Genomic DNA, 25,764 nt, shown 5'->3' on the forward strand with positions numbered 1-25,764 from the left:
AGGTATACTTGTTTATTGTTTTGGTAACTTTTCTAAGACTATATTTGACAATCAAGGTAAGACTTGACTTGGTAAAAAGGTCATACCGCCAACGTAATAGCTTCTGAAGTGAACTAATAGGTTAGATAATATCATGAGTCCTTCTCCCAATTCAAGGGCAATACTGATGAAGGCCCTGATCTTTAATTTGTAAAATTGTCGGTTAAGTACTGGTAAGCCTTTAAAAAGTTTATTTTTGGTCGCGATATCCGCCCATTATTCATTTACTTAGGAAGGTTTTATTTAAAGTACCTAATGTCAGCCGAACAAAAGAAACAGTTAGAACAACAGCTCTGGAATATTGCCAATACCCTGCGGGGTAAAATGGACGCCGACGATTTCCGGGATTATATACTAGGATTCATTTTTTACAAATACCTGTCCGAGAAAATGGAACTCTATGCCAATCAGTTACTGGCAGAAGATGGTATTACGTACGTCAAACTGGATGAGGAGAGCGAGGAAGGCCGGGAGTTTATGGCCGTCATTAAAGAAGAAGCCATTCAAACGCTAGGCTTCTTTCTCAAGCCCTCTGAACTCTTCAAGGAGATTGTCAGACGTGGGCAGGGGAAGGAGGATGAAGAGGGTCAATCCAATTTTATTTTGGGCGACCTGGCCAATATCCTTAACAACATCGAACAAAGTACGATGGGTACGGATAGTGAGGAGGATTTTAACCGACTCTTTGAAGACCTGGACCTGACCTCAAGTAAGCTGGGACGTACCGAATCAGCTAAAAATGCGTTGATTATTAAGGTGTTGGAACACCTCAATGTTATTGACTTTCAGCTGGACGATATTGAAGCGGATGTACTGGGCGATGCCTACGAATACCTGATAGGACAGTTTGCCAGTGGTGCCGGGAAAAAAGCAGGTGAATTCTATACCCCTCAGCAGGTATCTAAAATTCTGGCCAAGATTGTAACCAGTGGCAAAACCAAGCTAAAATCTGTCTATGACCCAACCTGTGGTTCCGGTTCCTTACTGCTACGGGTAGCCAAAGAAGTAAAGGAGGTATCTAACTTCTACGGGCAGGAGCTAAACCGGACAACCTACAACCTTGCCCGGATGAACATGATTTTGCACGACGTGCATTACCGTAAGTTTGACATCCGGCAGGATGATACCCTGGAACACCCCGGCCATATTGACAAACGGTTTGAAGCCATCGTAGCCAATCCGCCCTTCTCGGCTCAATGGAGTGCGAACCCGCTATTTATTTCTGACGACCGCTTTAGCCAGTACGGTAAATTAGCTCCCGCCAGCAAAGCCGACTTTGCCTTTGTGCAGCACATGGTACACCACCTGGCCGAAAACGGCACAATGGCCGTTGTGGTTGCCCACGGCGTATTATTTAGGGGAGGAGCCGAAGGACACATACGCGAACACCTGATTGCTGATAAAAACTATCTCGATGCGGTGATTGGCTTACCGGCCAACATTTTCTACGGCACCAGTATACCAACGGCTATATTGGTATTTAAAAAGTGCCGTGAGCATCCCGATGACGTTCTGTTTATTGATGCCAGCGCCTACTATGAAAAAGGCAAGAACCAGAATAGTCTACGCGAAAGCGATATTGACAAAATTGTTGAGACTTACCGCAATTGGGCAATAGAAGAAAAGTATAGTTACCGGGCTTCGTTGGATGAGATAAGGACGAACGAGTACAACTTAAATATCCCGCGCTATGTGGATACGTTTGCCGATGAAGAAGCTATAGATCTCCAAAGCATAGCAGAACAGTTGAAAATGTTGGAAACTGACATTTCTTCAACAGACGCAACGATAGCCGAATTCTGCCAACAACTTAATATTGCTACACCTTTTTAATTATGTCTTATAATAAAAGTAAAGTTCCCGAATTTCGCTTTTTAGAATTTCAAGGAGACTGGAAGGAGTTTAAAATAGGAAATATACTAACTATAGGGAGCGGTAGAGACTATAAACATTTGGAAGAAGGTAGTATTCCTGTTTTTGGATCTGGAGGTCTAATGACTAAAGTTAATGATTATCTATATGACGGAGAAACTGTTTGTATTGGTCGGAAAGGTACAATAGATAAACCGATGTATTTTAACGGTAAAATATGGACTGTTGATACGTTATTTTACACTCATTCATTCCACAATTCACTTCCAAAATTTATATATTATTTATTTCTAAAAATTAATTGGAAACAGCATAATGAGGCAGGAGGTGTGCCAAGTTTATCTAAAAGTATAATTGAGAAAATTCAATTAGTTCTCCCCTCTCTCCCCGAACAACAAAAGATAGCTTCGTTCCTTACTGCCATTGATACTAAAATTGTACTACTGAACAAAAAGAAATCTCTCTTGGAGCAGTATAAGAAAGGTGTTATGCAGCAGATTTTTAGCCAGAAAATACGCTTTAAAGATGATAATGAGGAAGATTTTCCAAAGTGGGAAGTGAAGAAATTGAAGCAAATTTTAACTATTGGTAATGGCAGAGATTATAGACATTTAGGAGAAGGAGACATTCCTGTTTTCGGCACTGGCGGCTTAATGACTAAAGTTGATGATTATTTATATGATGGAGAAACTGTTTGTATAGGTAGGAAGGGAACTATAGATAGACCTATGTATTTTAACGGTAAAATATGGACTGTTGATACATTATTTTATACTCATTCATTTGTTGATGTTCTTCCAAAGTTTGTGTATATTTTATTTCTAAAAATCAATTGGAAACAGCATAACGAAGCAGGAGGTGTACCTAGCTTATCAAAAAGCACAATTGAACAGATTTATTTAAGTATTCCTACACTACCGGAACAAACTAAAATTTCAGATTTCCTTTTTGTAATTGATAATAAAATTAATATGATAGATAAACAACTCGAATTTACTAAAACCTACAAAAAAGGACTTCTTCAACAGCTTTTTGTTTAACTACACATCATCAGCTAAACAAAACTTGCTGGCCAAATCATCCACACCAATGCGCGAAGACCCTACCAAACTAACCGGCCTCGACCTGTTGGAAAAATTACTCGATCTGGAAGCTCAAGCTCCTGACAAGGAACAATGGGTGCTTGATCATCCCAAGCATTACCCTCCAATGCAAGTCAGGCTCAAACAACTAGCCGTTTTGGTAAAGGTATTCATACCTGAACTGGCAGAATTGAGCTTAAAGGACAGTCTGGAAGCCCTACTGGCCGGGGATTTTATCAGCGATAGGAACCTGCAAGCCTATACGCCCATATTGGCCTATATGAGCAGCCAGCAGATGAAAGGCGGCTACCAAAAAGGCCCAAGACCAAAAGATCCCGGCGACGAAAACGTACTGAGTCGGCTTGAGAGCTGTTACAGGAGATTAGTCCGGTTTAAGAGGCAGGCAGCAGCCATAAAAGCCTTTAATCAGGGTGTTTTGGAAGCTGACTGGTACATGATGTATTCGGTTATGCTATCGGACTCCGTTGGGAAAGCGATTGACCTGGGCGAAATCGACTATTTCCTGGGTACTATCATTGATCCTGAACGGCGGCATTTATCAGAGGTCGATCTGATCAATACCTATGGCTATCCTTCAGAAGACCTTTTCGACCTGGACCTGGATTTCCTCTAAAAATCGACCGTACCCCCTTCCATACACCGTATACTACTACCCACACCATGGCAACCCAATCAGAACAGGCTTTAGAGGAAAACCTGATCCGGCAATTAGTCGGCTTAGCATATAAGCCCGTAGTCATAAAGGACGAAAAAGACTTACTATCCAACCTTAAACGTCAACTTGAGAAGCACAACAACGTACTGCTGACCGAAGCTGAATTTACGCAAGTCCTCAACCACCTCAACAAAGGCAATGTCTTTGAACGGGCTAAAATCCTGCGGGATAAGATGCAGCTGACCCGGACGGATGGGAGTAGTTTGTATCTGGAATTTATCAATCAGGAATTTTGGTGCCAGAATCAGTATCAGGTCACCAACCAGATTACCATTGAAGGCACCTACAAAAACCGCTACGACGTAACTATTTTAATCAACGGCCTGCCGCTGGTGCAGATCGAATTGAAACGGCGCGGCCTGGAACTCAAGGAAGCCTTTAACCAGACAAACCGTTATCAGCGGCATTCGTATTCGGCCGGTTTGGGGCTGTTCCAGTACGTACAACTGTTTGTTATCAGCAATGGCGTCAATACCAAGTATTATGCCAACAACCGAAAACAGTCGTTTAAGCAAACGTTCTATTGGGCGGATGTCGAGAACAAGCCCATCAAGCAATTAGACGCCTTTACCCAGGCGTTTCTGGAGCCCTGCCACATCTCCAAAATGATAACCCGTTACATCGTCCTGCCCACCACAAATGTGCCGATGGTGTTACGGTCGTACCAGTATTACGCCGTGGAAGCCATTATTGAGCGGGTAAAAACGGGTAATAAGAACGGCTACATCTGGCACACGACCGGCAGCGGTAAAACCCTTACCTCCTTTAAAGCCAGTCAACTACTGACCGCCTTGCCGCAAGTGCATAAGGTCGTCTTTGTCGTTGACCGCAAAGACCTGGATTACCAGACCCAACGCGAATTTGACACGTTCGCCAAAGGCAGCGTCGATACAACCGACAATACCAGCAAGCTCGTTACACAGTTTGGCGACGAAAGTAAAATCATCGTCACCACCATTCAAAAGCTCAACACCGCCATCAGTAAAGGCAGGCACCTGAGCAAGATGGATGTTCTGAAGGATAAGCGGATTGTCTTTATTTTCGATGAATGCCACCGCTCGCAGTTCGGCGAAACCCACAACCGGATAAAAGCGTATTTCAGCAATAGCCAGCTTTTCGGGTTTACAGGCACCCCCATTTTTGTCAACAATGCCGTAAAGAATGAACTGGGAAAACGCACGACCAAAGAGCTGTTTGGCGAGTGTTTGCACAAGTACGTGATTACGGATGCTATTCGGGACGAGAACGTATTGAAGTTTTCGGTCGAGTACATTGGTCGTTATCGCCATAAAGACGACAGCCGTACCGAACTGGACATCAACGTTGAAGCCATTGACACCAAAGAGTTAATGGAGTCGGAGGATCGGATGGACAAGATCGTCGATTACCTGATCGCCAATCACCCCCGGAAAACCCATGGCAAGGAGTTTTCGGCCATGTTCTGCGTGAGCAGCGTAGACATGCTGACGCGCTATTATGATACCTTCAAGCGAAAAAAGGAGGCCGGGAAGCATAATCTTCGGATCGCCACTATTTTTTCCTACACGGCTAACGAAGAAGATAAAGACGCGAACGGCTACATTCCTGACGACGAGGTAGAGGTACCTTCGGATGCCAGGATCAACCAGCACAGCCGTGATAAGCTGGAAGAATACATTGGCGACTATAATGAGTTGTATGGCACTAAATACACCACAAAGGACAGTCAGTCATTCTACAACTACTACAAGGATATTGCCAAGCGGGTAAAGGAGCGGGAAAAGGAAGGGTTTCTGGATAAAGACCGGGTGGATATTCTCTTGGTGGTGAATATGTTTTTGACGGGCTTCGATGCCAAGAAGCTCAATACGCTTTACGTCGATAAAAATTTACGTTATCATGGGTTACTGCAAGCCTACTCCCGAACCAACCGAATCTTAAACGAGCAGAAATCACAAGGCAACATTGTTTGCTTTCGTAATCTGAAAGCCGCTACGGATGAGTCGATTACCCTCTTTTCCAATAAAGATGCCATCGAAGAGATCATCATGCAGCCGTATGAAGATTACGTAGATAAATTTGACAAAGCTTACCAACTACTGATTGCTCTGACGCCCACTGTTGATAGCGTCGATGAGCTACCCAGCGAGGATGAAGAACTGGAGTTTGTCAAAGCCTTTCGGGACCTGATCCGGCTGAAAAACATATTATCCTGCTTTAGTGATTTCGACTTTGACGGTCTGGCCATGGATGAGCAGACCTTTGAGGACTACAAAAGCAAGTATCTGGACTTACACGATAAGGTTAAGGGGAGTACTCAAAAAGGCAAGGAATCCATCCTGAATGATGTAGATTTTGAACTAGAGCTTATTCAGCGGGATGACATCAACGTTGCTTATATACTTCGGTTACTGGCTGCTTTAGTTGCCGCTAAACCCGCTGATAAGGAACGGCAGAAGAAAGAGATCCAGAAAATGCTGGACAGTGAGGTACAACTACGAAGCAAGCGGGAGCTTATTGAGAAATTTATAGCCGAAAATTTACCCGGTATCGCTTCCGCAGATGATGTGCCCCAATCTTTTGACGAATTTATTGAGGTGGAAAAAGATAAAGCACTCAATAAACTATCGGACGAAGAAAAACTCAGCAAAGAAGGGTTGCAAAAGTTGATCAGCGATTATCTGTTTACAGAACGGGCACCCTTAAATGATGAAATCGTAAGCATCCTCGCCGAAAAACCGAAACTACTGGCCCGTAAATCCATTACAGAACGGATCAAAGAAAAGATACTGGATTTTGTCGAGACGTATTTTAATGATATTCCGGTGGTGGAGTAGATTGACTAACTAAACGCAAGTTAAATTGTAAATCTTTATAGATATGGACTATGAAATAGAAGAAGTCGAGAATAAACATTTACTGGTTTTAGTTCATGGATTAAACGGTTCCGATGCTTCATGGAAAGGTGAGGAAAAAAGATTAGTAGAAAATCTAGTTCAAGAAGATTTAATAAAAAATAATTTTAATGTTGCTATATTTAGTTATAGAACAAAAATATTTGAAATTAATTGGTTTAAGAGAATAATAAGTCTTTTTTTAGGCTTCATTAAAGTAAAGCCTAAAGAAGACGCCATAGGATTCAATGTAGGTATAAATCCTATTTCGCAAGACTTTGAGTCTGAAATTAGAAATATTTATAATAATTATGAAACCATATCGATTATTGCCCATAGTATGGGTGGTCTTGTAGTTAAAAGCTCATTCACTTGGATGAGGGAAGAAATTCTAAAAAAGATACAATTGTTTATTTCTCTTTCTGTACCTCATATTGGATCTTCGCTTGCTCAATTAGGAGATTCGTTGTTAGGTGATAACCCTCAATTGAAAGATCTTCGGTTAATCGCCGATTTTACCACACAAATAAATCAACGCTATGCTGATCTAAGATATAAACCAAAAATAGTTTATCAAAGTGGAAATCAAGATACTGTGGTTCCAAGGCAGTCGGCTATCCCACCGAACGTGCCTACAGATTCAACTATCAGTACTAGCGATAACCATTTCTCAGTACTACTTTTTAAAGATAGAAGAAATAATCTCATTTTTGAGACAATTCTCAAGGAATTAAAGATAGTTTTGCAACCATTTGGCTCAGTTGAAGTAGGCATAGATGATCAAACGCCTTTTGGTTTTTTTGTTGACGCAGTAGCTTCTTCATTAAATATTAAAGTGGATAAGAGTTGCTTCTCGTTAGAAGAGCTCAAAACACCACTTAGAGAAGGTAATATTAGCGGAAATTCTGTTGAAGAGTTTTTTACTAAAGTTGGAGATTTTTCAATAAATAAATTACCTGAATATACGGTTAAGAAAGACGGGAGGACGTTAAATTATATATTCATTAAAACCTAATGTTAGATGAGCAGTATAAAATGTAAGTGTACACATCCAGACGGCGGTGGAACAACATGCCCTCCACGGCATGTTGCCATATGTATTAGGGGGAAAGATAAGCAATGCTATGGCGAGTGTAAACCAATACCTATTGAGTACAATAGTGTTACATTTCAATTTCAGAAATGGTTGTCTGATGACATTCGTAAAGCAGTTATTGAATACATTGAAGACAACTATCCAATAAATAAAGATCTTATGAGTTTTAAGAGAGGCCCAGATTTGCTTCTTCCAGATTCCGACAATTTAGTGTATGAAGTTGAAGGTATTGGAAAAATTTTTGTTAAAATTAATTATGAATTTAGATAACATTGGGTAAGTGGCTTTTTCATGGCTTTACAAAGACTTGTACGGTCTGGCATTCGTACTTCTGGGGAAAACATTCGGTCGTTGTGGAACGGAGCGTGTAGCCCAGTTCAGCCATCCGGATTCGGTTTTGCTCCAGCAGGGGATTGTCGGCCGTAGGCCTGCCCCGCAGGTAGGTGGTAATCCGCCGGGTATTCGGTTCCTGACAGCCCCACAACAGGAGGATTACAAGGAGGTACTTGCTCATGTGCCTTGGGTTTATGAGTTAAAAACGTATTTGGCCGAATCCCGGATTTCCTCATTAAAGCCATAATTCAGGCCGGTATACAACATAAACTGTTCGGCATCCCATTTCTCGGTCTGGGGTCGCATCAGCACCACCGTATAGCTCAATTCAAGCAATCCTTCGAGCAGTTTCTTACCCACTTCATGGTTGGCTCCCACGTCGGCCGCAATCTTTTCGCGCCTTCGTTCCCCCCTATCCTTGTGGAAGTTCTTCTTCCTGTTGAGCCAGCCCGCTTCCAGATAGATCACCGTTGTATCGGGCGAATAAGCCCCTTCTACGTAACGCAGAAGGGGAAAGAAGGTCATCGTTTTCAGACATAGGTAGTAGCCTTTGGTATTGCCTTCTGCGCGCTTCCAGACGGCAATGCCGGACTTTTCCCGGTCAGGGTCGATGCCGATGTTAATTTTACTTTTATTCAGCTCACAGCGGCCCTGAAAGAAGGTTTGGACAACTTTGGGAATAGCTTTCTTCTTACTGGCGGGTTTGCCCTTTTTAGCTCGTCGGCTAGTCAGAAAGTCCGCTAAGCTGATGGTTTCTACTTGCTGGCTCGGTAGCAGCTTCTCGCGCTGGGCAGGTGTCAGGTAGGTCATTGATCAGGTTGGCTACAGAAGCCAGTTTGGATTCGTAATTGCTTTTTAGGCCGTTTATGATCTCATTGACCATATTGGTTTCTTCGGTCGTATTGCTCAGCCTGGAATCGTGCAACAACGAGCTTACCGCTTCCAGCCGAAGCGAACAGAAGGGGTTGCTATCGGACTGGATATGGATGCTGATGCCGCCTGTTTTGGTTAATTCCGTCCCCATTTCATTGAGCACGGATAAGCACTGTGTCAGTTTGTTCTGTAGGTACTGCAAGGACAGCCGGTAATGTTCAGTATGTTTTTCCATTGAGCAGTGGGCGCAACTTGTTGTAGCGCATGGTAAGGTTGGTAATTTTTTGAATGTCGATGTTGAGGTGCCTTGACAGGCTCAGCGTCCGTAGCAGAATCCCGGCAAACTCGGCTTCCATCGTGTTTATGGAGGTATTGTTCGTAGCGTTGCTCAAACTCGGCATCCGACATAAGGGACTCGAAGTTGATCTGGCTGTAGTTGGCCCGCATCCCGTTCCGGTGGGCATCCCGTGCCTCTCCAATCTCGGTATTGACTTCCATCAGGTAAGCGGCCAGTTCGCGCGGTTTCTGATAAAACCCTTTCGAATAGGCGGTCTGAAAAGCATGTTCGGCCATTTCGCCTAAATTAAAAGGGGGTAGCTCGGCTTTGTACTGGCTCATCACGGCCCGGACAACTTCTCTAATAGTGGAAGTAGGCAGGGCGGGGCTGGCCGGGCTAAGTACAACGGGTTCGGTGCTAATGGCAGGTACGGGTTGGGCGTCAAGCTGGGTCTTGGTGGTCAGTGGACCGGCTACCGAATTGTAGTCAGTCTCCAGATACAGTAGAGCCACGTCGTCGCTGAACAGCTTCTGGGCACCCATATAATGCCGGTATCTGGCCGAGCTTCGTTTCTCGATCAGATAGCCCTGCCTGACCAGATTCGTCAGCAAGTCCTGAGCGATCCGGTGATCGATGCAGAATTGCGTACCTTCAATGTGATTGATGGAACGTACCATCCTGAAGGGTTAGTTGAAGGTCACTGAAGGCTTTCGGGTAGCGTTCCAGGATGGCTGATTTTTTGTTGCTGGGGCGTTGGGATTTCACCACCTCGATAGGGGCAGAGTCCTCAAATAATTGTTCCATACAAGTAGACAATTAGGGTTTACACTTGATCGGTTGGGTTATCGAAATCCAGTGAGAGCTGGGCGGCTTGCCTGATATAGTCGCCTTCCAGGTAGGCTAGTGCCTGTTCAGTGGCCATGCTGACGGCCATCTGGAAACCATGCGCAAAGGCATAGCCGTCGGCTTCGTCGGGCGTATCCCAGGGATAGAACGGGGTTGTCAAATTCAATACCTTTTTGCCCTTCAGAATGCGTCGACCGATGATGGTAACGCCCGACTCCTTCACCAAAAGGCCGGTCACTTTGAAGTTCTCGGCTATAGAATAGTCTAAAATCTCGTTGGGATTCTCGATAGTCGACTCATTGACGAACTCGCACATCATCAGCAGGTGCGGCACCAGCATATCAAATGCGGCCAACAGTTCATCTTTGGGTTGAAACGGAAATTTCTTGGACACATCGGTTCTCAGGGAAGTTCCCTCGAACATTTCGTACTCCTCATAATCGGCTTCGACACCGAGTTTTGTTAGTTTGAATTTGGCCAGGACAACGGAAGTTTGGGTCGCTACTGCCATTTTAGTTTTTTGTGATTGGTTTTTTTGAAATGTGATACCATAGCCATTGGTGGTTCTCGGCCGACTCGTAGAGCGTTTCGAATATCGTTACCTGCTCCTCTCCGGTAGCGGGGTTTATACATACCAGCGGGCTACGTTTGATGCGAATCAGGCCGTTGTCAAAGCGAATCAGTTGGTGGTAGTGTCCCTGAATGGGATGATACCCTTCAATGATCTCGACTGGCCAGCGGTCGATGCGGCATATCTCGCCATCGGGCTTCTGCTCTTTTTCCTTTTTGGGTGCCGCTGTTCGCAGGGCCTTTGGAATGGCGTAGAGTGAGGTGCTTTTTTGCTTGCCTTTTGACTGGATTTTGGCTTTGTCATTTGCCATTAGAATCCTTCCTCCCCTTCTTTAATTGGTTCGGAAAACGATTTAGCCGCATCTTTCGGAAACTGTTCTAATCGGGGAAACCCTGCCTTTAGCTTGAGCGTATTGAAGGGCGCCAGCCGGTTGCAGGCTCCGTCATAATCCAGCAGCCAGGGGTCATCACGGTCGGTCGGTTCGGCTCCCCTGAATTTGGCTCCGGCCAGCTCCATGGTGTATTTATCGCAGGTCAAATCGGCGTACTGAAGACCGAAGCGGTCGGGCCGGAACAAAAACAGAATAGCGTTGGCATCCTGCTCGATGCTGGACGATTCTTTCAGATCGGACATCATGGGCCGTTTATCCCACTCCTTGCGTTTTTCCCAATCCCGGTTGAACTGAGCCAAAAGCAGAATCACAATGCCGAGTTCAGCAGCCAGATCTTTCAAATCGCCCGAATGCCGGGTTACCCGTTCAAGCGCCTTGATAAACCGCGAATCCTTGATCTTCTGTAGGTAGTCGATAACGACCACTTTTACCTTGTGCTGGCGTACCCACTCCCGGATGATGAGTACCAGTTGAGGAAACTCGTCGGGCTTATCATGAATGTACAGGGGCAAATCTACCAGCCTCCGGGTGCGGTTGAAAAGCACCATCTCATCGACGCCAATCCCTTTATTAATCTCGCTGTTGGAATAGCTGGTTTCAGCGGCAATAAAGCGGTCCATGTACTCCTTGCCCGTCATTTCGAGCGTAACTACGCCCGTTGGACTTTGGAGGTCGATACAGCGGTGGCGGATAACATGGGTGGCAACGCCCGTTTTACCTTGTCCGGTACCAGCGGCCAACACGACCAGATTACCTTCCGAAAAGCCGCCGGTACGCTCATCAAGCTGTTTAATGCCGAAGGTGATGCCGGTTTTTCGGCCTGCCTTTTTATCTTCAATGTCCTGAAATGACTCACGCAGGTAGTCATTCGCGGTTTTGCGCTGCATGGCCGTGACGTTGGTCATGATGGCATCAATGTCGGTACTGAGCCGGGAAATGAGCGCAAAGGCATCAATGGCGGGGTCTATTGCGTATCGGCTCAAATCGCGCCCATACTGGCCCAGATACCGCTTAACCGCCAACTGGAATAGTATCAGGCAATGTGGCTCGATGGTCGTCAGGTAACTCTGCCCCATCAAATCCAGCAAATAGGATGTGCTGATGTCCTGATCGGCTTTATGCGCACGCATCCACCGATTGACAATCACCAGATCAATTGGCTTATCCTGGGCGTAGAGTTCAGCAATGGCATCGTAAACCAGCTGATGCCGGGTCGAATAAAAGATGCTTCGCTTCCGGATGATGTTGAGCATGGTCCCCGCTTGCCGGGGTTCACTCAAGATTGTTCCCAGAATGGCTGCTTCCAGATGTTCATCGACATTGACCAGGTGATTTGTGGTTAACTCGTAATTCATCGTACATTGGTTGGGGCCTGGGGCCGTTTAGCGATGATGACCGGCCTGCCCGTAGAAGACACGGTAGCGGTAGGCGTAGTCAATTTGAGGGTACGTTTGCCAATCAGAAAATCGTCCGAAAACATCCGAAAACGGTTTTTAAGGTAGGACGTTTGATCAAACTTCTGTTGGTCGATGTCCTCAAGGAATGCATCCAGAATGGCCTCAAAGTCCAGACCGGGGTGTTTGCATCGCCAGTCTTCCCCTCTCGATCCATTATGGTAATCCCGAAGGTGTTTCTCAATGGCCTGACGGCTGTAGTCCTTTCCGGCAATCCGGACGTAATCCAGAACGGGCAGTTCATCTCCCATCGGCCGGGGGGGCTGGGGGGGTGTTGGTGGACTCGCCTTTTTTTGCTCGTAGGAAGCAACGAAGTCGTTAATCTGTTGCTCGACGGATTTTTCGGAGGTTGAGGGGTTGTCGTCGTCGTTTTTTTCCTCCTCGCCTATAACAACAACAGTATCCATATCTTTATAAATACCTTCATTATTAATACCTATACAATTGACGGATTTGTCAACTGGACTTGACGAATTTGGTATCTGCAATTCCTGGCATTTGACGGTATTGTCCTGCCCGGATTTGACAAAACTGTCTTCGCGGGATTTGACAGTTTTGTCCTGCGCGGATTTGTCATAATTGTCAATTGGCAGGGTCGGAATTGTCAAGACACCAAGTGAGCTGGTTGCTGTACTGGCCATAGGTACCCGATTAAGCAGGCTGGCCGTTGGCGTGTCTTCCTGTTGGGTAGCATCCCAATCATCATCCCCGCTTCCTTGCCCATCATCGTAAACGGGTACGGTAATTTCGTCGGAGAGAGAATAAAACTTAGTCTGGTTTGTGCGGTATTTGTTGAACTTCTTGCTGGCCAGAACGGCTCCCTGCTTCTCCAGTGATTCCAGAACTCTGGCCAGTTTGCGGGGATATTTGAAATACCGGAAAAACTTAATCATCCGAGCTACCGGCATCCGAACCCAGGTACGCCCTTCGTAGTAATGAGTACTGTTGACCGCATTCAGCGACTGCCAGTATTTAAGAGCGTGAATAACTACCGCTTCCTCGACACCGAATCGTTCGGCGTCGAGGACATCAAAACTATGCGTCATGGAGTTAACCGTTTAAGGCTATACGTTTGTTAGTCGTGATGGTTGGCTGGGCGATTGAGGTGATACAGCATTCCGGAATCTCGATGGTTTTTCCTTCTTCGGTTTCCAGCATCAGGTAGCGGTAATACGTTCGTTCGCCACCAACGGGCCGGTGTTCGATGCCCTGAACAATTCCGATATGGGTGCGGGGAAGTCCTTTTATGCCACCTTGTTTGCCCTCAAGGGGTTCGGTAGCGATAATCATTTTTAGACCCTTATGGGAGCCGACAATGGATGTGATCTGGGGTTTACTTAACATGATTGTTTGCGGTAAAGCCGGGGTCAGTGAACCCCGGCTGAGGTATGATAAATACGATTTAAGCGGCTTGCGTTTCGCAGTAGGTGACCAGTTTTGTGTCGGGGTCGGTAACGGGAATCAGGCCAAGCTGAGTAATGGCTTTCTCGTGGATGGCATCCATCCAGGCCTTGACGTTATAGCCATCCCTCTGTTTCATGCGTAGCCAGCGAACGGTACCCATCACTTTGGGGGCATCGTTGGCTTCGGTTATATACTTGCCCACATTGACGAATCCCCCTTTGCCATCGGGAATATTGGGGCCTAACGAACCGGGTTTTATCGGCTCAGCGAGGAGTGGGGCGGGGGCCTGCTCTACCTCCGCAGAAGCAAGGGTTTCTTCGCTCTGAGGCAGGTTTTCGGCCTTACCCTCCGGTAGCATCTTTGGCTTGACTGGTGTGCTCTGGGCGGCTTCTTCGAGGGCTATCAGCTGTGCGTAGCGTTCTCTGGCCGCCGTGATAAACTCCTTGTTCTCAAGAACGACTGAATAGAGCTGATCTTTCAGGACGGCTAAGTCCTGGGTTGACTCACAATCCAGAAGGTCATTAATGGCCTGTTGGACGTTGGGCCTGATGAGCTTTAGCCATTGCTGGTTGGCCTTATCCTGTTCGCCTTTATAGACAGCCATGCCGATACCGAGCCACGAGCAGATTTTGGATAAGCCATCGGAGATACCCCCTTTGGCCGCGTCGCCCATGTCGTCATTGGTCGATCCGGCAATGCATTCGTAATAGATGCCGTACTCAGGAATGGTCAGAATGGTTTTGACGATACAGCTATACTCGGTTCGTTCCTTGTTGGTCGAGGTGATCTTATTGATGGTTAGAATTGTGTCGCCGTTGCCGTTAACGGGCAACAAGTCAGTTTTTAGCGACCATTGTCCCACGCCAAAGACCTCATTGAGCCGTTCGACCACGTAAATGGGTCGGATGGAGGACATATTCTTTTTGGTGGGGTGGGGCGAGATGGCCGCGTCAGGCAGGGGCTTCTGGAGCAAAAGTATTTGCTCTTCGGTGAGGGTATTAGCCATGATGGAGGTTAGAAAACGTGAAAAAACAACAGCAGGAACAATAGAGTGACCAGCGCCAGCAGGGTGGGTAGCCATCGGCGCGGGTGGAGGAACCCATAACGGGCGGCTCGTCCACTGGCCGGATTGTCATAATTTAATTCGATGAGCATGGGTCTTTTATATGGTTTGTGAATGTTGCGCTTACAGGGCTTTCCTTTTGCAGTTTGGAAAGGGGACGTTACCTTTACGGCAGAAAAAACACAGGCTGGATATGGGTCCACGCACTTATGTTTTTATATGGTAAAATGCCGAATCCCGCTTACGCTCGTTGGCGGGATTTTTGTTTGTAGACTACCTGCCCGTCCACTTTCATCTCTAAATCGGGCAGAGCTATAATCGTATCCGAAAGGGCCATCTGATGAGGGTGCCCCTTTGCCCGGAACTGGTGATAAATATCCTCAACGGCTTCCCGACGCCAGTGAAACGGCTCGTTAAATTCCGGCCTGTCAGACCAGACCACTGCTACTACTTCTTCATACCATGCCAGGGTCATGGTGTACTCACTGTTGCGGATCGTCGCAGGCATTTTCTTTAGGATGTACGTTTACGTTTACGGGGGAGGGCTTCGCTGATCGACTCAATGGTTTCCTGCTTGCGGAAAGCCTGGGCAAACTCGATCAGCGAAAGAGCAGAATAGATCACTTTCTTGCCTAAACGGACTGGCCGCAGATAGCCTTCCTTCTCGAAGCGTTCGACCTGCTTGGTCGAACAGCAGAAAAATTCAGCAACATCCTCTTTTGTATAGTGGCGCAGTCCGGCTTTGATGACGAACAGTTCATCGTTGGCATTACTAACGTCCGATAAGGCCTGCGCTTCCCGGCGCAGAATCATATTTCGGTCCTCCAGTAATCCCTTGAATTGGTCGTCCGTCAGTACAGTAATAGGATTCATATGAAGAGTAGTATATAAAAGTAAATATTTACTATTGGCTGGCAAAAAAAATGATTACTTTTTGTTGATTAGACGTTCTTTAGTCCGTTCGACTTTCATCAGGCCTTTCTTTATTTTGTGATACGTTATCGGCTTTACTTCCTTTTGAGGATTTAACAGGTTATAGATGGAATTTACTGAGATTTTGATCTCTTTGGCTATAAAGGTTTTACCGCCCATGTCTTCCAGTAATTTTAACCGTTGGCTCAACTCTTCCCGCTCTTTCTCAGTTATCTTCATATAAAAGTTTAATTTTGCAGACTCAATAGAGACTACGTGTAGATATGTTAATCGAAAGCAAAAATAGTAAAGATTTACTTTTCTATTAAAGTTGTAGAGTAAATATTTTGCACGGATATATATTCCATTCTATGACTTTACTAACTGACAAAGACTTAAAGAAAGGGCAACGGTTACTGCAACTCCGTCTGCAACTGGGGCTTACGCAAACCGAATTTGGCGAAAAGCTTACACGCAACGGTAAAGTTGTATCCCAAAATTATTTGTCCGCTATCGAGCAGGGGCGAAAAAAACTTGGGGATGATGTGCAGTCTCGAATCGAAGCCCGCTTTAATGTTCGGCGTCAGTGGCTCGATGAGGGTGTAGGGGCGATGTTCACCGACGAAAGCAACGAACCCACCACTGAACAGCAATTACGCATCAAAGCGGCTATTGGGTCAATGACCTTACCGCCGATTAAAACAACACGGCAGTCAGGGAATCTAACCTGGGTCGCGGTGCGTGAGCGCGGAGCGTTTCTGCGAAGCCCAATCGGGTCGGGTACGATGCGCCGGACACCGTTTCCGTTGCTTAATGAAGATGCCTGGGCCTTTGAAGTGGCCGAGTCGTCGATGGCTCCCCTATTTCCGCATGGAGCATGGTTAATCTGTAGTCTGCTGCCTTCCTATCAGGATATGGTGACGGGTATGAGCTACGTAATCCAGCTTGCGGATCAATTACTGTTTGCTGAGTATAATGGTATGGCAGAGGGGGTATACCGCTTTCGCTTTGTCAATTCGCTCGAATTGCTGGAGGTAGCCGCTTCTCAGTTCGTCTGCGTCTTTCACGTTGAATTAAAGCTGACAAAACCCTAATTCATCGATCTAAATAAAAAACGGCACGCTGGTCTATCTGGCGTGCCGTTTTTTATTTAGATCGATGAATACGCTAATTGTCCGCAATCAGCGTATCCACATAGTAGGGAATCCCTTCGTCATCAAAATGCAGGGTAATTCCTGCTGAATAACTGAGGGCAAGCGACAAGTCATGGTTCACGCCATTCAGGCGTGACTGGTAATACAGGCTCATCTGGCATAAGGCCATGCGCATTCCGGCGCAAACTTCTTGTTGATTGTTGATAATTTGTTGAAGAATGTCGTTGTGTTCGTCACGGGTAAACGTTGATAACTCATTGGCATCATAACTGGACATTACGGATAGCTACAGGATTGGTTAAGTTTAAAGTTCCTTGATTGGGAAAACAAATATGATAATAATATTCTTTCATATGTATTATATATAGTATATAATTTTAGTATAGAATCATTTCCGATAGCTGATGGAAAGTCGGCTATTCTGTGGTTGTGAAAGGCCCTAGCATAGCCACGAATTCACCCCGTCGTTCGATTTCTTCTCCGTTAAATAAATTGTAAATGTTTAGAGGTGTTGTACGAATGTTGTACTATAAAAGAAAAAACGCCCTCAATCCTCAGGGAGAAGGCGTTTTTTGCTGTATTTTGAATACAACCTGAATTGAAAAAAGCAATTTTGGGTGCTGCGTGAGCAGCAAGTGAGACAAAATTGGTAAATAAAAAGATAAAATACAACTATTCTGATAAAATAAAAGACGGCCCTAGCCTAAAGATCGGAGATCAATTCATTTCGAATACGACTTTCACGGAAGTTGTAAGCCGAAATTGTTGAGCAATTGTCGAAACGGGGCGGTTAACGTCCATAGTATAAGAATTCATATAGATGTTATTCTGATTAGCCCGTACATACCCAATGGCCTCTGTCTCTTCTATATCGCCGATTCGGACAACCCGTTTTATTGTTCGGGAGATCGCTTTTGCCATTCGCTCGGCTTTTTCTTTAGCCTTTGCTATTGCCAGGTCGGATAACCGAAGTTCAATCTCGCGCTGGTTGCTGACCGAGAAAACAGACGATAAGTCGATAAAACCATCCGAAGCCAACCGCTGCTGCACCTGAGCATACCGCTTCAAGTCGTCGAATTTAATCGCTATCCGCTGATACCCCTTAAATTTTTCGACAGGTTGCCCCATGCCACCACCGCCCATCGAAAAATCGCGCTCTTTACGAACCATCAGCTGTAGAAGCTGAATGTCTTTCGCTGGTACCCTAAGTTCGGTTAGCAAGGCCATTAAGCGCTCCCTGCCAGTTTTATGCTGTTCATAAACAAGGGTAATATCTTTTTCATCGCTGTACGAAAGATTCACGTTCAGGGTGGCCTGATCTGCCGGTACTTCCTCAGACGCATCGCCCAGTACCGTTAAATGATTGTCAGTTGATTGGGCACTGGATCCCAATGAACCTAGAAAAAGGCAAAAAAAGAGGGATAGGGCTTTCATAAGATGAAGTTGATTATACATTGAAAATTTGTTGAGATAGTGATGCCTGACCGTATCGATTGCTAAATGGCTATAAAATGAGCCGCGTTATGCGTTTGGAAAGTTCAAAAACTTTTGTCTACCTGACTGGTAGTTTTTACTGGGCGGTTAGGTCAGACCAGAGTAACAAAATGCTTCTGATTGAGGGGGAGATTATCGGCATTCCAGTCGATGTCATTGAGGAAGGCATAGGACCGAACGGGGCAATCGGCAACGCGGCAGTAATGGCAACACTCTTTCTCGCAGGGATCGGTATGCACAAAAATCTCAACTTCGCCCCGAAAGCCGTCTTTAAGGGTATCTTCAAAATGGTGGACCTCTTCGTGTACCTGCGAAAGTGTCCAGTAATAAGGCAGGGTGAGGTGACAATCGATATGTAGATCGGCCCCGTATTTCTGAACCCGTAAGTTGTGAACGTCGATCCAGTTACGGTCTTTGTGGACGTTCAGGAGGTTAACAACCCGGTGTAGGGTCGGCACGTCGGCCTCGTCCATGAGCCGCGCCACCGACTGCCGGGTAATCTGAAACCCGTTATAAATAATGACAAACGATAGCAGGACGGAAAGAACACTATCAATCCAGTGTTTCCCGGTGTAGCCTACCAGCGCAACGCCCGCCATAACGACAAGACTGCTGAACGTGTCTGTAAGCAGGTGTTTTCCATCGGCAGTAAGGGCCGCCGAATCCGTCTGGGCACCCGACCGGATAAGCATCCAGCCGACAAAGGCGTTCGCTACCGCTGTGATGCCAATCAGGGCAAACCCCCAATCCAGATTGGTTAATTCTTTGGGTTCGAAAAAGCTAAGGATAGCCTGCCAGACGATTACCAGACCGGCCGAGAGGATCATGGCACCTTCAAAACCCGACGATAAGAACTCTATTTTCCCATGCCCGTAAGGGTGATTCAGGTCACGGGGTTGTCCGGCCAGATAAATACTATAAAAGGCAAACCCACTGGCGATCACATTAACGATTGACTCAACGGCGTCGCTCAGAATAGCCGTTGAATAGGTCAGAAAATAAGCCGTGAATTTGAGTGCCAGCAGCGTAATACTCAGTCCCAGCGAGATGCCCATCCAGCGGTATTTAGTTTGTTGGCTGGCGCTCATGAAGCCTTGTTGAATAGATGATAGATACTGCAAAGCTAACAATTCGTATGGGTATTGTTCGTACTTTCGCCAATATGAAATCGACTGAAAACCCCTGGCAGACGCTCAATTCATCCGTACCGTACGAAAACCCCTGGCTCTCAATTCGTCACGAAGAAGTGATAACGCCCGCCGGAACACCCGGTATTTATGGCGTTGTCAGCTTTAAAAACAAAGCCGTTGGCGTAGTACCGATTGATGCCGATGGCAACACCTATCTGGTGGGGCAGTATCGCTATGCGTTAAATGAGTATTCGTGGGAAATCCCCGAGGGCGGCTCTCCGCTGGGTACCGTTCCACTTGACTCAGCCAAGCGGGAGCTTAAAGAAGAAACGGGCCTGGAAGCGAAAACCTGGACAGAAATTGCCCGCATTCATACATCAAATTCCGCTACTGACGAGGAAGGGTTCCTCTACATAGCGGAAGACCTGACCGAAGGCGAGCACGAGCCTGAAGATACCGAAGACCTACGCCTTTGGAAACTCCCGCTGACCGAAGCCATCGAAATGGCCATGACCAGCCGGATTACCGACGCCTTGAGTGTAAGCGCGCTGTTAATCGTTGCCCGGCTACGGGGAATCTAAACTTAGTCTGGCGTTTGTGGTTTGTAAGTTGATGTTCTGTATTGAGTTATCCAGCGCATTAACTTAAAAACCACAAACGATAAACTTCAAACAATAAACTATCTGTGTTCTTACCAATTTTTTTCGGTTTCCTGGTTGGCGTTGCCCTTTGCCTGACGTTTGGAACAGTTTTCTTCGCTTTGATTCAGAACAGCGTCGACAATGGGTTTCGCTCGGGCATGAAGATCGTTCTGGGCGTTATTACCGGCGACACGCTCTTCGTTCTGGCTGCTTTGTTGGGTACCGCCTTTATCCCGAAAGTACAGGGCTTTGAAAACATAATGGCTGCCGTTGGCGTGATCTTCCTGGTGGCCATGGGCCTGGTCAACATTCTGAAAGGAACGCCCCGACTGGCCTACCCAAAAACCAGTTTTGGGAATTTTGTTTATTATTTCACGACGGGCTTCTTCCTCAACGCGCTCAATCCCGTCAATTTTGTTTCGTGGGTGGCTATCGTTGCCTATATCCGCTCACACCTGCATTATTCGGAAATACAGCAGTATGGCTTCATGATTTCCGCGCTCGTGGGCGTATTCGTTACCGAATCGGCGCTGGCGTATTATGCCAACCGGCTCAAGCGACTCTTTACACCACGCGTCGTTCTTATCTTTAACCGCACTACCGGCGTGGTCTTTCTGATCGGGGCCGCCAACATCGCCTACACCCGCCTGCTCGAACCCCTATCCAGAGCACTGAACTGGTAGGGAGAGTAGTAGGAGTCAGGAGCAAGTAGTGGGAGGGCTGACCGCACCGCAGCCGGTCGGCGAACCGGCGTCAGCGATAACACATGCGTCAGCCCCCCCACTACTCGCTTCTAACTCCTCACTTCTTAGATAAAAATGCTTCCCATTCCCCGATCATGCCTTTTTTCAAGACGCGGGGGAATTTGTTCTGGCCGCCCATCTTGCCTCGGGAGGCCATCCAGTCGTAGAATGTTTGCGTGGGCAGAACCGTCACGCTGATGTCTTTCAGGGCGTGTCGACGCTCAACGGCATAGTCGTCATTGAGTTCTTTTAATCGGGCATCAAGCCGATCGCGGAGGGCGTTGGTATCTACCGCGTCGTTCGTACCGATGTACCATTGGTGGGCAAAGAGCGTATCGTGGGTAACGCCCGCTACGGTGAATTCCCGGATAGAGATGCCCAGCTCTTCAGAAACCATCTCAATGGCTTTATTCATGTTGTCGACGGACAGGTGTTCGCCACATAAGCTCAAAAAGTGCTTTGTGCGACCTGTAATGACAATCTCCGCCTGTTTCTTATCGACAAACCGGATGGTGTCGCCAATTAAGTAACGCCAGGCACCCGAGCAGGTTGAAATGAGAAGGGCGTACTCTTTGCCTTCTTCAACCTCGTCGATCATCAGGGTTTCGGGTGTGTCAGTGATTTCGCCGTCTGACGAGAAATTTTGCTCATTAAACGGGATGAACTCAAAGAAAAGTCCATTATTCAACACCAATTGCATACCTTCTGCATTAGGATGGGTCTGGTACGCAATGAAGCCTTCTGAGGCCAGATAGGTTTCGATGTAAGTGATGGGGTGGGCGAGGAGCTTCTCAAAACCCTGCCGATACGGTTCGAACGAAACGCCACCATGACAAAATACCATCAGGTTGGGCCAGATGTCGTGAATGGTCTTTACCTTATACCGGGCAATGATCTTCTCCATCAGCAACTGAATCCAGGCGGGTACACCTACTACGTAACCGATGTCCCAACTGGCTGCCTGTTCTGTAATTTCATCCAGCTTGAGTGCCCAGTCGCGTTCCTGGGCAATATCCCGGCCCGGTTTATAGAACCGCTCGAACCATAACGGAATTTTGCTGGCGGTTATCCCACTTAAATCACCTTCGTAATGGCCTTCCCGAACGCTCAAATCGGTGCTGCCGCCCAGCATAAGACAGCCTTTTTCGTACAGCGTTGAGGGTAGATTCTGGTATTTGCCCAGCGTCAGAATCTGGCGGATGCTGGTACGCTGGATGGCCTTTGACATGGCCTTCGTAACAGGAATGTACTTGGTTGCCGCTTCTGAAGTGCCCGAACTGAGAGCGAAATACTTAACCCGGCCCGGCCAGGCCACGTTTTTCTCACCGGCGAGGGTCTGCTTCCACCACCCATCGAACATTTTGTTGTAGTCGTGGATGGGTACGTACTGCTTGTATTTTTGGTAAAATTCACGGTCGTTACCAAACTCGGCCGCCCGGAGCAGGCTGTCGAATTGGTAGGCTTCACCGAATTTTGTGAACTGCGCTTTTCGGATTAGCTTCCGGAAGACTTTGCGCTGCAGACGAACAGGACTGAACGTTCGTAGTCGGACGACATTCGTTAGCCGAATCCCGTTTTTGAGCATACTACCTAATAAAGCCATGATTTATGTATGATATAGGATATAGATAGGATGTATGATATAGGATATATGAGGCAGGATGTAGCTGGCGGGCAATCAATACATCATACATCCTATATCATACATCATATTGCCTGCATCGTTAAAGTTTCCACTCGTTCAACGTATCGAGCATACCGTAAGCGGTGAGGTCGTATTTGCAGGGCACTACCGAGGTGTAATTCTGTGCCAGAGCGTACTCGTCGGTATCTTCGGCATGGGTGTCGAAGTTAACAAAATCGCCCGCCAGCCAAAAGTACCGTCGGCCATGTGGGTCACGTCGTTCGTCGAATACTTCCTGCCATTTGGCATTCGCCTGCCGACAGATCCGAATGCCTTTCAACGGTTCGGCGGTGCGGGCCGGAAAGTTAACGTTCAGGGCCGTGCCCCGGTCCACGCCCCGTTCGAGCACGTTGCGGGCAATGGTGAGTATGTGCTCGTGGGTGTGCGAAAAATCGGGGTTGTGGGTGAAGTCACCCAGGGAGAAACCAATAGCCGGAATGCCCTCAATGGCGGCTTCGATTGCCGCCGACATGGTACCCGAATAAAGAATGCTGATGGACGAATTGCTGCCGTGGTTGATACCGCTCACAACCAGATCGGGAGCACGGTCTTTCAAAATATGGTTTTTAGCCAGCTTAACGCAGTCGGCCGGGGTGCCGGAACATTCGTAAGCGGGAACATCGCCAAAAATGTCGGAAGGGTAGAGTCGGATCGGGTTCGCAATCGTAATCGCGTGGCCCATTCCCGATTGCGGACTGTTGGGCGCTACGACCACTACCGAGCCGAGTTGTTTCATTAAATCAACGAGGGTACGAATGCCGTGGGCAGTAATTCCGTCGTCGTTTGTTATTAAAATCAGCGGTTTTTTCTCAGACATATAATCAGGATATCAAGGGTCAATTGCGAATAACAGTGGTGGTCAATCGCTTACGCACCGGCAGGACTACCGTGCCATTCGGCACCTGCTTTTTACACCGCTAAGCTACACAAATACGCCGGAACGCTGGTCGAAACTTAGGGTTAGGGTGGAACGTTGGTCCAATGTTTTGTTGACAGAATGCCGGGCTTACCAAGGTGTATAGCTCACGATTCTATTTAGAGAACAGGATTTTTTACGAAAGGTGCCGCTTTTTAAACTGAAGCGGGTTCTCGCCCGTTACGCGCCGAAAAATTTTGTTGAAATAAGATAAGCTTTCGAAACCACACGCAAAACAGGCCTCGGTTACAGTACTGTCGACCAGTAACAGTTTTTGTGCCTGATTGACGCGGTACTGATTCAGGAATTGGGTGAAGGTTAGTCGGGTCATTCGCTTAAAATACCGGCAGAAAGCGGCTTCGGTCAGGCTGGCGATGGCGGCAACTTCGGCGATTGGCAGACGCCGACTGTAGTGCTCGGCAATGAACTGGTTTACGCGTTTGAGTCGCTGTTGCTCCGTCAGATTGTACGTAGTACTGACCGCTTCGCCCTGAAGGGAGACGTATTCTGTGCTGGTTGCCAGACGTTGAAAAATGGCCAGCAGTTGCATAAGCCGTTCAAAAGGAGGGAGGTGAGCCAGTTGATGAAGTTGCTCGCCTACGGCTAGCTTAGTCTGTCCGTAAAAGGAAATGCCCGATCGGGCACGCTCAAAAAGTGTAGTGATAGCCGCAAATTCGGGGGCTTGCCACAGTACCTCGCCCAGAAAATTCTCTTTCAATTGGACTACTACCTTTTTGTGATCTGTTTTTACGCCGTAATCGAAATTAAGGTGCGGAATATTAGGCCCGATAAAGACCAGATCGCTGCCTTCGTAGCGGGAAATATGACCACCAACATGACGGGTCCCATTGGCCCCTTCAATGTACACGATTTCATATTCCGGGTGGTAATGCCACAGGAAAACGTCGCTCAAGTGTGGCGTTAACAACAAATGAAATGAACTGTTGGCGTCAGGGCTAATTTGCTCAAAGGCAACTTTCATACATTCGTCTATTTTGCTGTTAAATGACACATAAATGATAACACTTTTAATTAGAGAGCAATATAGTGCAAAAACCTGCCAGATTCGTTGTAACACATCGGTCCGGTCAGGTACTAACTTTGAGTCAACAAAAAGCCCTAAACACCCCAATAATTCATGGAAACGATGCAGCCCACAATGACACCTACAGGTACGCCTGCTACAATGATTCCCGACAATGCCCACAAAGACATTCCCGGAAACCCATCTACCGCAACCAGCAGTAAACTGAAATTAAGTGATCGCTCGGAGGGTGGAAAACCGTTGCGGGTGTTGTCCGAAGCAGACTGGCAATTCTGGAAAGAGAACGGCTATATTGTCGTTAAACAGGCAGTACCCAAAGAAAACGCCGAGCGGCTGGCTCAGTTGATCTGGGAGTTTGAAGAGAAAGTCCCCAACGACCCGGCCACCTGGTATGCGCCACCCCGTGCCGAAATGAAGATGAAAGAGCTGACTAACAGCGGTATGGTTGAACTGTATAATCATCAGTTTGAATGGGACAACCGGCAGTACCCACGGGTCTATGATGCCTTTGTGGACATCTGGGGAACCGAGAAACTATGGGTGACCATCGACCGCGCCAACCTGAATTTCCCCGTTCGGCCGGGGCATGAATTTAAAGGGTTCATCCATTGGGATTACGACCCCGAAACCCGTCCCCAAAACGTGCAGGGTGTACTGGCACTGGCCGATCAGACCGATGAGAACATGGGTGGCTTTCAGTGCATTCCTGAACTCTACCGGACGTACGATACCTGGAAGCTAACCCAGCCCGACGACCGGGATCATTTCAAGCCCGACACCACGGGTTTCAACTTCGTAAAAGTGAAAATGGAAGCAGGTGACCTCCTGATTTTTAACAGCACCCAGCCACACGGCATTCGCCCCAACCTGTCGACCGACAAAGTGCGCATTGCGCAGTACATTTCCATGATGCCCGCCGAAGAAGACAATGAGGCTTTACGGCAATGGCGCATTATGTCGTGGCGTGACCGGCAGGCTCCCGAAGGGTACGCTTTTCCGGGCGACCCCCGCAACTGGGAGAAGGAGCGTTACCAAACCGCCGAACTATCCCCTCTTGGCCGTAAACTGCTCGGCCTGGATAGCTGGGAGTAAGTTTTATGGATAGGATTTACGGGATGAACAGGATTTGTAGCTA

Annotated in this window: 31 protein-coding genes; 10 read left to right on the plus strand and 21 right to left on the minus strand. The window is 47.1% G+C overall.

Annotated elements, in window-relative coordinates; all coding sequences use genetic code 11:
- The first annotated feature begins 294 nt into the window (after positions 1 to 294).
- From CRO74_RS07060 to CRO74_RS07085, 6 genes are read left to right on the plus strand one after another with little or no spacing between them, the layout of a single operon-like run.
- Positions 295 to 1,872 carry a type I restriction-modification system subunit M gene (locus CRO74_RS07060; RefSeq protein ID WP_097125274.1) on the plus strand — a complete coding sequence of 526 codons (1,578 nt, stop codon included), beginning with the start codon at positions 295 to 297 and terminating at the stop codon, positions 1,870 to 1,872.
- A gap of 2 nt (positions 1,873 to 1,874) precedes the next feature.
- Positions 1,875 to 2,951: a restriction endonuclease subunit S gene (locus CRO74_RS07065; protein WP_097125275.1), complete on the plus strand. Its 1,077-nt coding sequence runs from the start codon at positions 1,875 to 1,877 to the stop codon at positions 2,949 to 2,951.
- Positions 2,952 to 3,000: 49 nt separating this feature from the next.
- Positions 3,001 to 3,627: a hypothetical protein gene (locus CRO74_RS07070; protein ID WP_097125276.1), complete on the plus strand. Its 627-nt coding sequence runs from the start codon at positions 3,001 to 3,003 to the stop codon at positions 3,625 to 3,627.
- 47 nt (positions 3,628 to 3,674) lie between these two features.
- Positions 3,675 to 6,545, plus strand: a complete 2,871-nt coding sequence (locus CRO74_RS07075; RefSeq protein WP_097125277.1) for a type I restriction endonuclease subunit R — start codon at positions 3,675 to 3,677, stop codon at positions 6,543 to 6,545.
- Positions 6,546 to 6,588: 43 nt separating this feature from the next.
- Complete coding sequence (locus tag CRO74_RS07080) at positions 6,589 to 7,617, plus strand: lipase family alpha/beta hydrolase (protein ID WP_097125278.1); 1,029 nt, start codon at positions 6,589 to 6,591, stop codon at positions 7,615 to 7,617.
- Positions 7,618 to 7,623: 6 nt separating this feature from the next.
- Positions 7,624 to 7,968, plus strand: a complete 345-nt coding sequence (locus CRO74_RS07085; protein WP_097125279.1) for a hypothetical protein — start codon at positions 7,624 to 7,626, stop codon at positions 7,966 to 7,968.
- Between the two features lie 19 nt (positions 7,969 to 7,987).
- Here the strand turns inward: CRO74_RS07085 and CRO74_RS07090 are convergent, their stop codons facing one another.
- The 15 genes from CRO74_RS07090 to CRO74_RS07145 all read right to left on the minus strand — a co-directional run bounded on the left by CRO74_RS07090 (position 7,988) and on the right by CRO74_RS07145 (position 16,062).
- Positions 7,988 to 8,212 (minus strand): hypothetical protein, encoded by a 225-nt coding sequence (locus tag CRO74_RS07090; RefSeq protein ID WP_097125280.1) that lies wholly within the window; start codon positions 8,210 to 8,212, stop codon positions 7,988 to 7,990.
- Between the two features lie 11 nt (positions 8,213 to 8,223).
- Positions 8,224 to 8,841, minus strand: a complete 618-nt coding sequence (locus CRO74_RS07095; protein WP_097125281.1) for a hypothetical protein — start codon at positions 8,839 to 8,841, stop codon at positions 8,224 to 8,226.
- Positions 8,756 to 9,139, minus strand: a complete 384-nt coding sequence (locus CRO74_RS31500; protein WP_179830138.1) for a hypothetical protein — start codon at positions 9,137 to 9,139, stop codon at positions 8,756 to 8,758. Before CRO74_RS31500 ends, CRO74_RS07095 begins: the two co-directional genes overlap by 86 nt.
- Positions 9,082 to 9,858, minus strand: a complete 777-nt coding sequence (locus CRO74_RS07100; RefSeq protein WP_097125282.1) for a nucleoside triphosphate pyrophosphohydrolase family protein — start codon at positions 9,856 to 9,858, stop codon at positions 9,082 to 9,084. Before CRO74_RS07100 ends, CRO74_RS31500 begins: the two co-directional genes overlap by 58 nt.
- Entirely contained in the window at positions 9,833 to 9,985 is a 153-nt protein-coding gene (locus CRO74_RS31505; protein ID WP_179830139.1) for a hypothetical protein, read from the minus strand. The genes CRO74_RS07100 and CRO74_RS31505 overlap by 26 nt, the downstream gene beginning before the upstream one ends.
- Positions 9,986 to 10,004: 19 nt before the next feature.
- Complete coding sequence (locus CRO74_RS07105; RefSeq protein ID WP_097125283.1) at positions 10,005 to 10,538, minus strand: hypothetical protein; 534 nt, start codon at positions 10,536 to 10,538, stop codon at positions 10,005 to 10,007.
- A gap of 1 nt (position 10,539) precedes the next feature.
- Complete coding sequence (locus CRO74_RS07110) at positions 10,540 to 10,908, minus strand: hypothetical protein (RefSeq protein ID WP_097125284.1); 369 nt, start codon at positions 10,906 to 10,908, stop codon at positions 10,540 to 10,542.
- On the minus strand, positions 10,908 to 12,344 hold the full coding sequence (locus CRO74_RS07115) for a replicative DNA helicase (RefSeq protein ID WP_097125285.1): 1,437 nt from the start codon (positions 12,342 to 12,344) through the stop codon (positions 10,908 to 10,910). Before CRO74_RS07115 ends, CRO74_RS07110 begins: the two co-directional genes overlap by 1 nt.
- On the minus strand, positions 12,341 to 13,489 hold the full coding sequence (locus tag CRO74_RS07120; protein WP_097125286.1) for a hypothetical protein: 1,149 nt from the start codon (positions 13,487 to 13,489) through the stop codon (positions 12,341 to 12,343). Before CRO74_RS07120 ends, CRO74_RS07115 begins: the two co-directional genes overlap by 4 nt.
- Positions 13,490 to 13,493: 4 nt before the next feature.
- Positions 13,494 to 13,787, minus strand: coding sequence for a hypothetical protein (locus CRO74_RS07125; protein WP_097125287.1), 294 nt, complete (start codon positions 13,785 to 13,787; stop codon positions 13,494 to 13,496).
- 58 nt (positions 13,788 to 13,845) lie between these two features.
- Positions 13,846 to 14,853 carry a Rad52/Rad22 family DNA repair protein gene (locus CRO74_RS07130; RefSeq protein ID WP_097125288.1) on the minus strand — a complete coding sequence of 336 codons (1,008 nt, stop codon included), beginning with the start codon at positions 14,851 to 14,853 and terminating at the stop codon, positions 13,846 to 13,848.
- Positions 14,854 to 14,861: 8 nt separating this feature from the next.
- A complete protein-coding gene (locus CRO74_RS31510; protein WP_179830140.1) occupies positions 14,862 to 15,002 on the minus strand; it encodes a hypothetical protein in 141 nt (46 codons plus the stop codon).
- A gap of 149 nt (positions 15,003 to 15,151) precedes the next feature.
- Positions 15,152 to 15,418: a hypothetical protein gene (locus CRO74_RS07135; protein WP_097125289.1), complete on the minus strand. Its 267-nt coding sequence runs from the start codon at positions 15,416 to 15,418 to the stop codon at positions 15,152 to 15,154.
- A 5-nt stretch (positions 15,419 to 15,423) separates the two neighbouring features.
- Positions 15,424 to 15,783 (minus strand): hypothetical protein, encoded by a 360-nt coding sequence (locus CRO74_RS07140; protein WP_097125290.1) that lies wholly within the window; start codon positions 15,781 to 15,783, stop codon positions 15,424 to 15,426.
- A gap of 54 nt (positions 15,784 to 15,837) precedes the next feature.
- Positions 15,838 to 16,062 (minus strand): hypothetical protein, encoded by a 225-nt coding sequence (locus CRO74_RS07145; protein WP_097125291.1) that lies wholly within the window; start codon positions 16,060 to 16,062, stop codon positions 15,838 to 15,840.
- 131 nt (positions 16,063 to 16,193) lie between these two features.
- Here CRO74_RS07145 and CRO74_RS07150 point away from each other — a divergent pair, with 131 nt between their 5' ends.
- Entirely contained in the window at positions 16,194 to 16,916 is a 723-nt protein-coding gene (locus CRO74_RS07150) for a helix-turn-helix domain-containing protein (protein ID WP_097125292.1), read from the plus strand.
- Between the two features lie 73 nt (positions 16,917 to 16,989).
- On the opposite strand, the gene CRO74_RS07155 is transcribed toward CRO74_RS07150, so the two are convergent.
- The 3 genes from CRO74_RS07155 to CRO74_RS07165 all read right to left on the minus strand — a co-directional run bounded on the left by CRO74_RS07155 (position 16,990) and on the right by CRO74_RS07165 (position 19,558).
- Entirely contained in the window at positions 16,990 to 17,253 is a 264-nt protein-coding gene (locus tag CRO74_RS07155) for a hypothetical protein (RefSeq protein WP_097125293.1), read from the minus strand.
- Positions 17,254 to 17,693: 440 nt separating this feature from the next.
- Positions 17,694 to 18,410: an SIMPL domain-containing protein gene (locus tag CRO74_RS07160; RefSeq protein ID WP_179830141.1), complete on the minus strand. Its 717-nt coding sequence runs from the start codon at positions 18,408 to 18,410 to the stop codon at positions 17,694 to 17,696.
- 152 nt (positions 18,411 to 18,562) lie between these two features.
- On the minus strand, positions 18,563 to 19,558 hold the full coding sequence (locus CRO74_RS07165; protein WP_097125295.1) for a cation diffusion facilitator family transporter: 996 nt from the start codon (positions 19,556 to 19,558) through the stop codon (positions 18,563 to 18,565).
- 74 nt (positions 19,559 to 19,632) lie between these two features.
- Between CRO74_RS07165 and CRO74_RS07170 the strand changes: the two genes are divergently transcribed.
- Positions 19,633 to 20,181: an NUDIX domain-containing protein gene (locus tag CRO74_RS07170; protein WP_097126044.1), complete on the plus strand. Its 549-nt coding sequence runs from the start codon at positions 19,633 to 19,635 to the stop codon at positions 20,179 to 20,181.
- A gap of 104 nt (positions 20,182 to 20,285) precedes the next feature.
- Positions 20,286 to 20,924 (plus strand): LysE family translocator, encoded by a 639-nt coding sequence (locus CRO74_RS07175; protein ID WP_097125296.1) that lies wholly within the window; start codon positions 20,286 to 20,288, stop codon positions 20,922 to 20,924.
- A gap of 118 nt (positions 20,925 to 21,042) precedes the next feature.
- On the opposite strand, the gene CRO74_RS07180 is transcribed toward CRO74_RS07175, so the two are convergent.
- From CRO74_RS07180 to CRO74_RS07190, 3 genes are all read right to left on the minus strand, one after another.
- Positions 21,043 to 22,587 (minus strand): GH3 family acyl-acid amido synthetase, encoded by a 1,545-nt coding sequence (locus CRO74_RS07180; RefSeq protein ID WP_097125297.1) that lies wholly within the window; start codon positions 22,585 to 22,587, stop codon positions 21,043 to 21,045.
- Positions 22,588 to 22,708: 121 nt separating this feature from the next.
- Positions 22,709 to 23,485 carry a 5'/3'-nucleotidase SurE gene (surE, locus tag CRO74_RS07185; protein WP_097125298.1) on the minus strand — a complete coding sequence of 259 codons (777 nt, stop codon included), beginning with the start codon at positions 23,483 to 23,485 and terminating at the stop codon, positions 22,709 to 22,711.
- Positions 23,486 to 23,720: 235 nt separating this feature from the next.
- On the minus strand, positions 23,721 to 24,566 hold the full coding sequence (locus CRO74_RS07190; protein WP_097125299.1) for an AraC family transcriptional regulator: 846 nt from the start codon (positions 24,564 to 24,566) through the stop codon (positions 23,721 to 23,723).
- Positions 24,567 to 24,722: 156 nt separating this feature from the next.
- Between CRO74_RS07190 and CRO74_RS07195 the strand changes: the two genes are divergently transcribed.
- Positions 24,723 to 25,721, plus strand: coding sequence for a phytanoyl-CoA dioxygenase family protein (locus tag CRO74_RS07195; protein ID WP_097125300.1), 999 nt, complete (start codon positions 24,723 to 24,725; stop codon positions 25,719 to 25,721).
- The last annotated feature ends 43 nt before the right edge of the window (positions 25,722 to 25,764 follow it).

It is taken from the genome of Spirosoma fluviale (assembly GCF_900230225.1).
In the GTDB taxonomy this organism is placed as follows: Bacteria; Bacteroidota; Bacteroidia; order Cytophagales; family Spirosomataceae; genus Spirosoma; species Spirosoma fluviale.

Excerpts from the sequence above, each read along its gene's own strand:
- CRO74_RS07060 (WP_097125274.1), top strand. The coding sequence starts at position 295 with ATGTCAGCCGAACAAAAGAAACAGTTAGAACAACAGCTCTGGAATATT.
- CRO74_RS07065 (WP_097125275.1), top strand. The coding sequence starts at position 1,875 with ATGTCTTATAATAAAAGTAAAGTTCCCGAATTTCGCTTTTTAGAATTT.
- CRO74_RS07070 (WP_097125276.1), top strand. The coding sequence starts at position 3,001 with ATGCGCGAAGACCCTACCAAACTAACCGGCCTCGACCTGTTGGAAAAA.
- CRO74_RS07075 (WP_097125277.1), top strand. The coding sequence starts at position 3,675 with ATGGCAACCCAATCAGAACAGGCTTTAGAGGAAAACCTGATCCGGCAA.
- CRO74_RS07080 (WP_097125278.1), top strand. The coding sequence starts at position 6,589 with ATGGACTATGAAATAGAAGAAGTCGAGAATAAACATTTACTGGTTTTA.
- CRO74_RS07085 (WP_097125279.1), top strand. The coding sequence starts at position 7,624 with ATGAGCAGTATAAAATGTAAGTGTACACATCCAGACGGCGGTGGAACA.
- CRO74_RS07090 (WP_097125280.1), bottom strand. The coding sequence starts at position 8,212 with ATGAGCAAGTACCTCCTTGTAATCCTCCTGTTGTGGGGCTGTCAGGAA.
- CRO74_RS07095 (WP_097125281.1), bottom strand. The coding sequence starts at position 8,841 with ATGACCTACCTGACACCTGCCCAGCGCGAGAAGCTGCTACCGAGCCAG.
- CRO74_RS31500 (WP_179830138.1), bottom strand. The coding sequence starts at position 9,139 with ATGGAAAAACATACTGAACATTACCGGCTGTCCTTGCAGTACCTACAG.
- CRO74_RS07100 (WP_097125282.1), bottom strand. The coding sequence starts at position 9,858 with ATGGTACGTTCCATCAATCACATTGAAGGTACGCAATTCTGCATCGAT.
- CRO74_RS31505 (WP_179830139.1), bottom strand. The coding sequence starts at position 9,985 with ATGGAACAATTATTTGAGGACTCTGCCCCTATCGAGGTGGTGAAATCC.
- CRO74_RS07105 (WP_097125283.1), bottom strand. The coding sequence starts at position 10,538 with ATGGCAGTAGCGACCCAAACTTCCGTTGTCCTGGCCAAATTCAAACTA.
- CRO74_RS07110 (WP_097125284.1), bottom strand. The coding sequence starts at position 10,908 with ATGGCAAATGACAAAGCCAAAATCCAGTCAAAAGGCAAGCAAAAAAGC.
- CRO74_RS07115 (WP_097125285.1), bottom strand. The coding sequence starts at position 12,344 with ATGAATTACGAGTTAACCACAAATCACCTGGTCAATGTCGATGAACAT.
- CRO74_RS07120 (WP_097125286.1), bottom strand. The coding sequence starts at position 13,489 with ATGACGCATAGTTTTGATGTCCTCGACGCCGAACGATTCGGTGTCGAG.
- CRO74_RS07125 (WP_097125287.1), bottom strand. The coding sequence starts at position 13,787 with ATGTTAAGTAAACCCCAGATCACATCCATTGTCGGCTCCCATAAGGGT.
- CRO74_RS07130 (WP_097125288.1), bottom strand. The coding sequence starts at position 14,853 with ATGGCTAATACCCTCACCGAAGAGCAAATACTTTTGCTCCAGAAGCCC.
- CRO74_RS31510 (WP_179830140.1), bottom strand. The coding sequence starts at position 15,002 with ATGCTCATCGAATTAAATTATGACAATCCGGCCAGTGGACGAGCCGCC.
- CRO74_RS07135 (WP_097125289.1), bottom strand. The coding sequence starts at position 15,418 with ATGCCTGCGACGATCCGCAACAGTGAGTACACCATGACCCTGGCATGG.
- CRO74_RS07140 (WP_097125290.1), bottom strand. The coding sequence starts at position 15,783 with ATGAATCCTATTACTGTACTGACGGACGACCAATTCAAGGGATTACTG.
- CRO74_RS07145 (WP_097125291.1), bottom strand. The coding sequence starts at position 16,062 with ATGAAGATAACTGAGAAAGAGCGGGAAGAGTTGAGCCAACGGTTAAAA.
- CRO74_RS07150 (WP_097125292.1), top strand. The coding sequence starts at position 16,194 with ATGACTTTACTAACTGACAAAGACTTAAAGAAAGGGCAACGGTTACTG.
- CRO74_RS07155 (WP_097125293.1), bottom strand. The coding sequence starts at position 17,253 with ATGTCCAGTTATGATGCCAATGAGTTATCAACGTTTACCCGTGACGAA.
- CRO74_RS07160 (WP_179830141.1), bottom strand. The coding sequence starts at position 18,410 with ATGAAAGCCCTATCCCTCTTTTTTTGCCTTTTTCTAGGTTCATTGGGA.
- CRO74_RS07165 (WP_097125295.1), bottom strand. The coding sequence starts at position 19,558 with ATGAGCGCCAGCCAACAAACTAAATACCGCTGGATGGGCATCTCGCTG.
- CRO74_RS07170 (WP_097126044.1), top strand. The coding sequence starts at position 19,633 with ATGAAATCGACTGAAAACCCCTGGCAGACGCTCAATTCATCCGTACCG.
- CRO74_RS07180 (WP_097125297.1), bottom strand. The coding sequence starts at position 22,587 with ATGGCTTTATTAGGTAGTATGCTCAAAAACGGGATTCGGCTAACGAAT.
- surE (WP_097125298.1), bottom strand. The coding sequence starts at position 23,485 with ATGTCTGAGAAAAAACCGCTGATTTTAATAACAAACGACGACGGAATT.
- CRO74_RS07190 (WP_097125299.1), bottom strand. The coding sequence starts at position 24,566 with ATGAAAGTTGCCTTTGAGCAAATTAGCCCTGACGCCAACAGTTCATTT.
- CRO74_RS07195 (WP_097125300.1), top strand. The coding sequence starts at position 24,723 with ATGGAAACGATGCAGCCCACAATGACACCTACAGGTACGCCTGCTACA.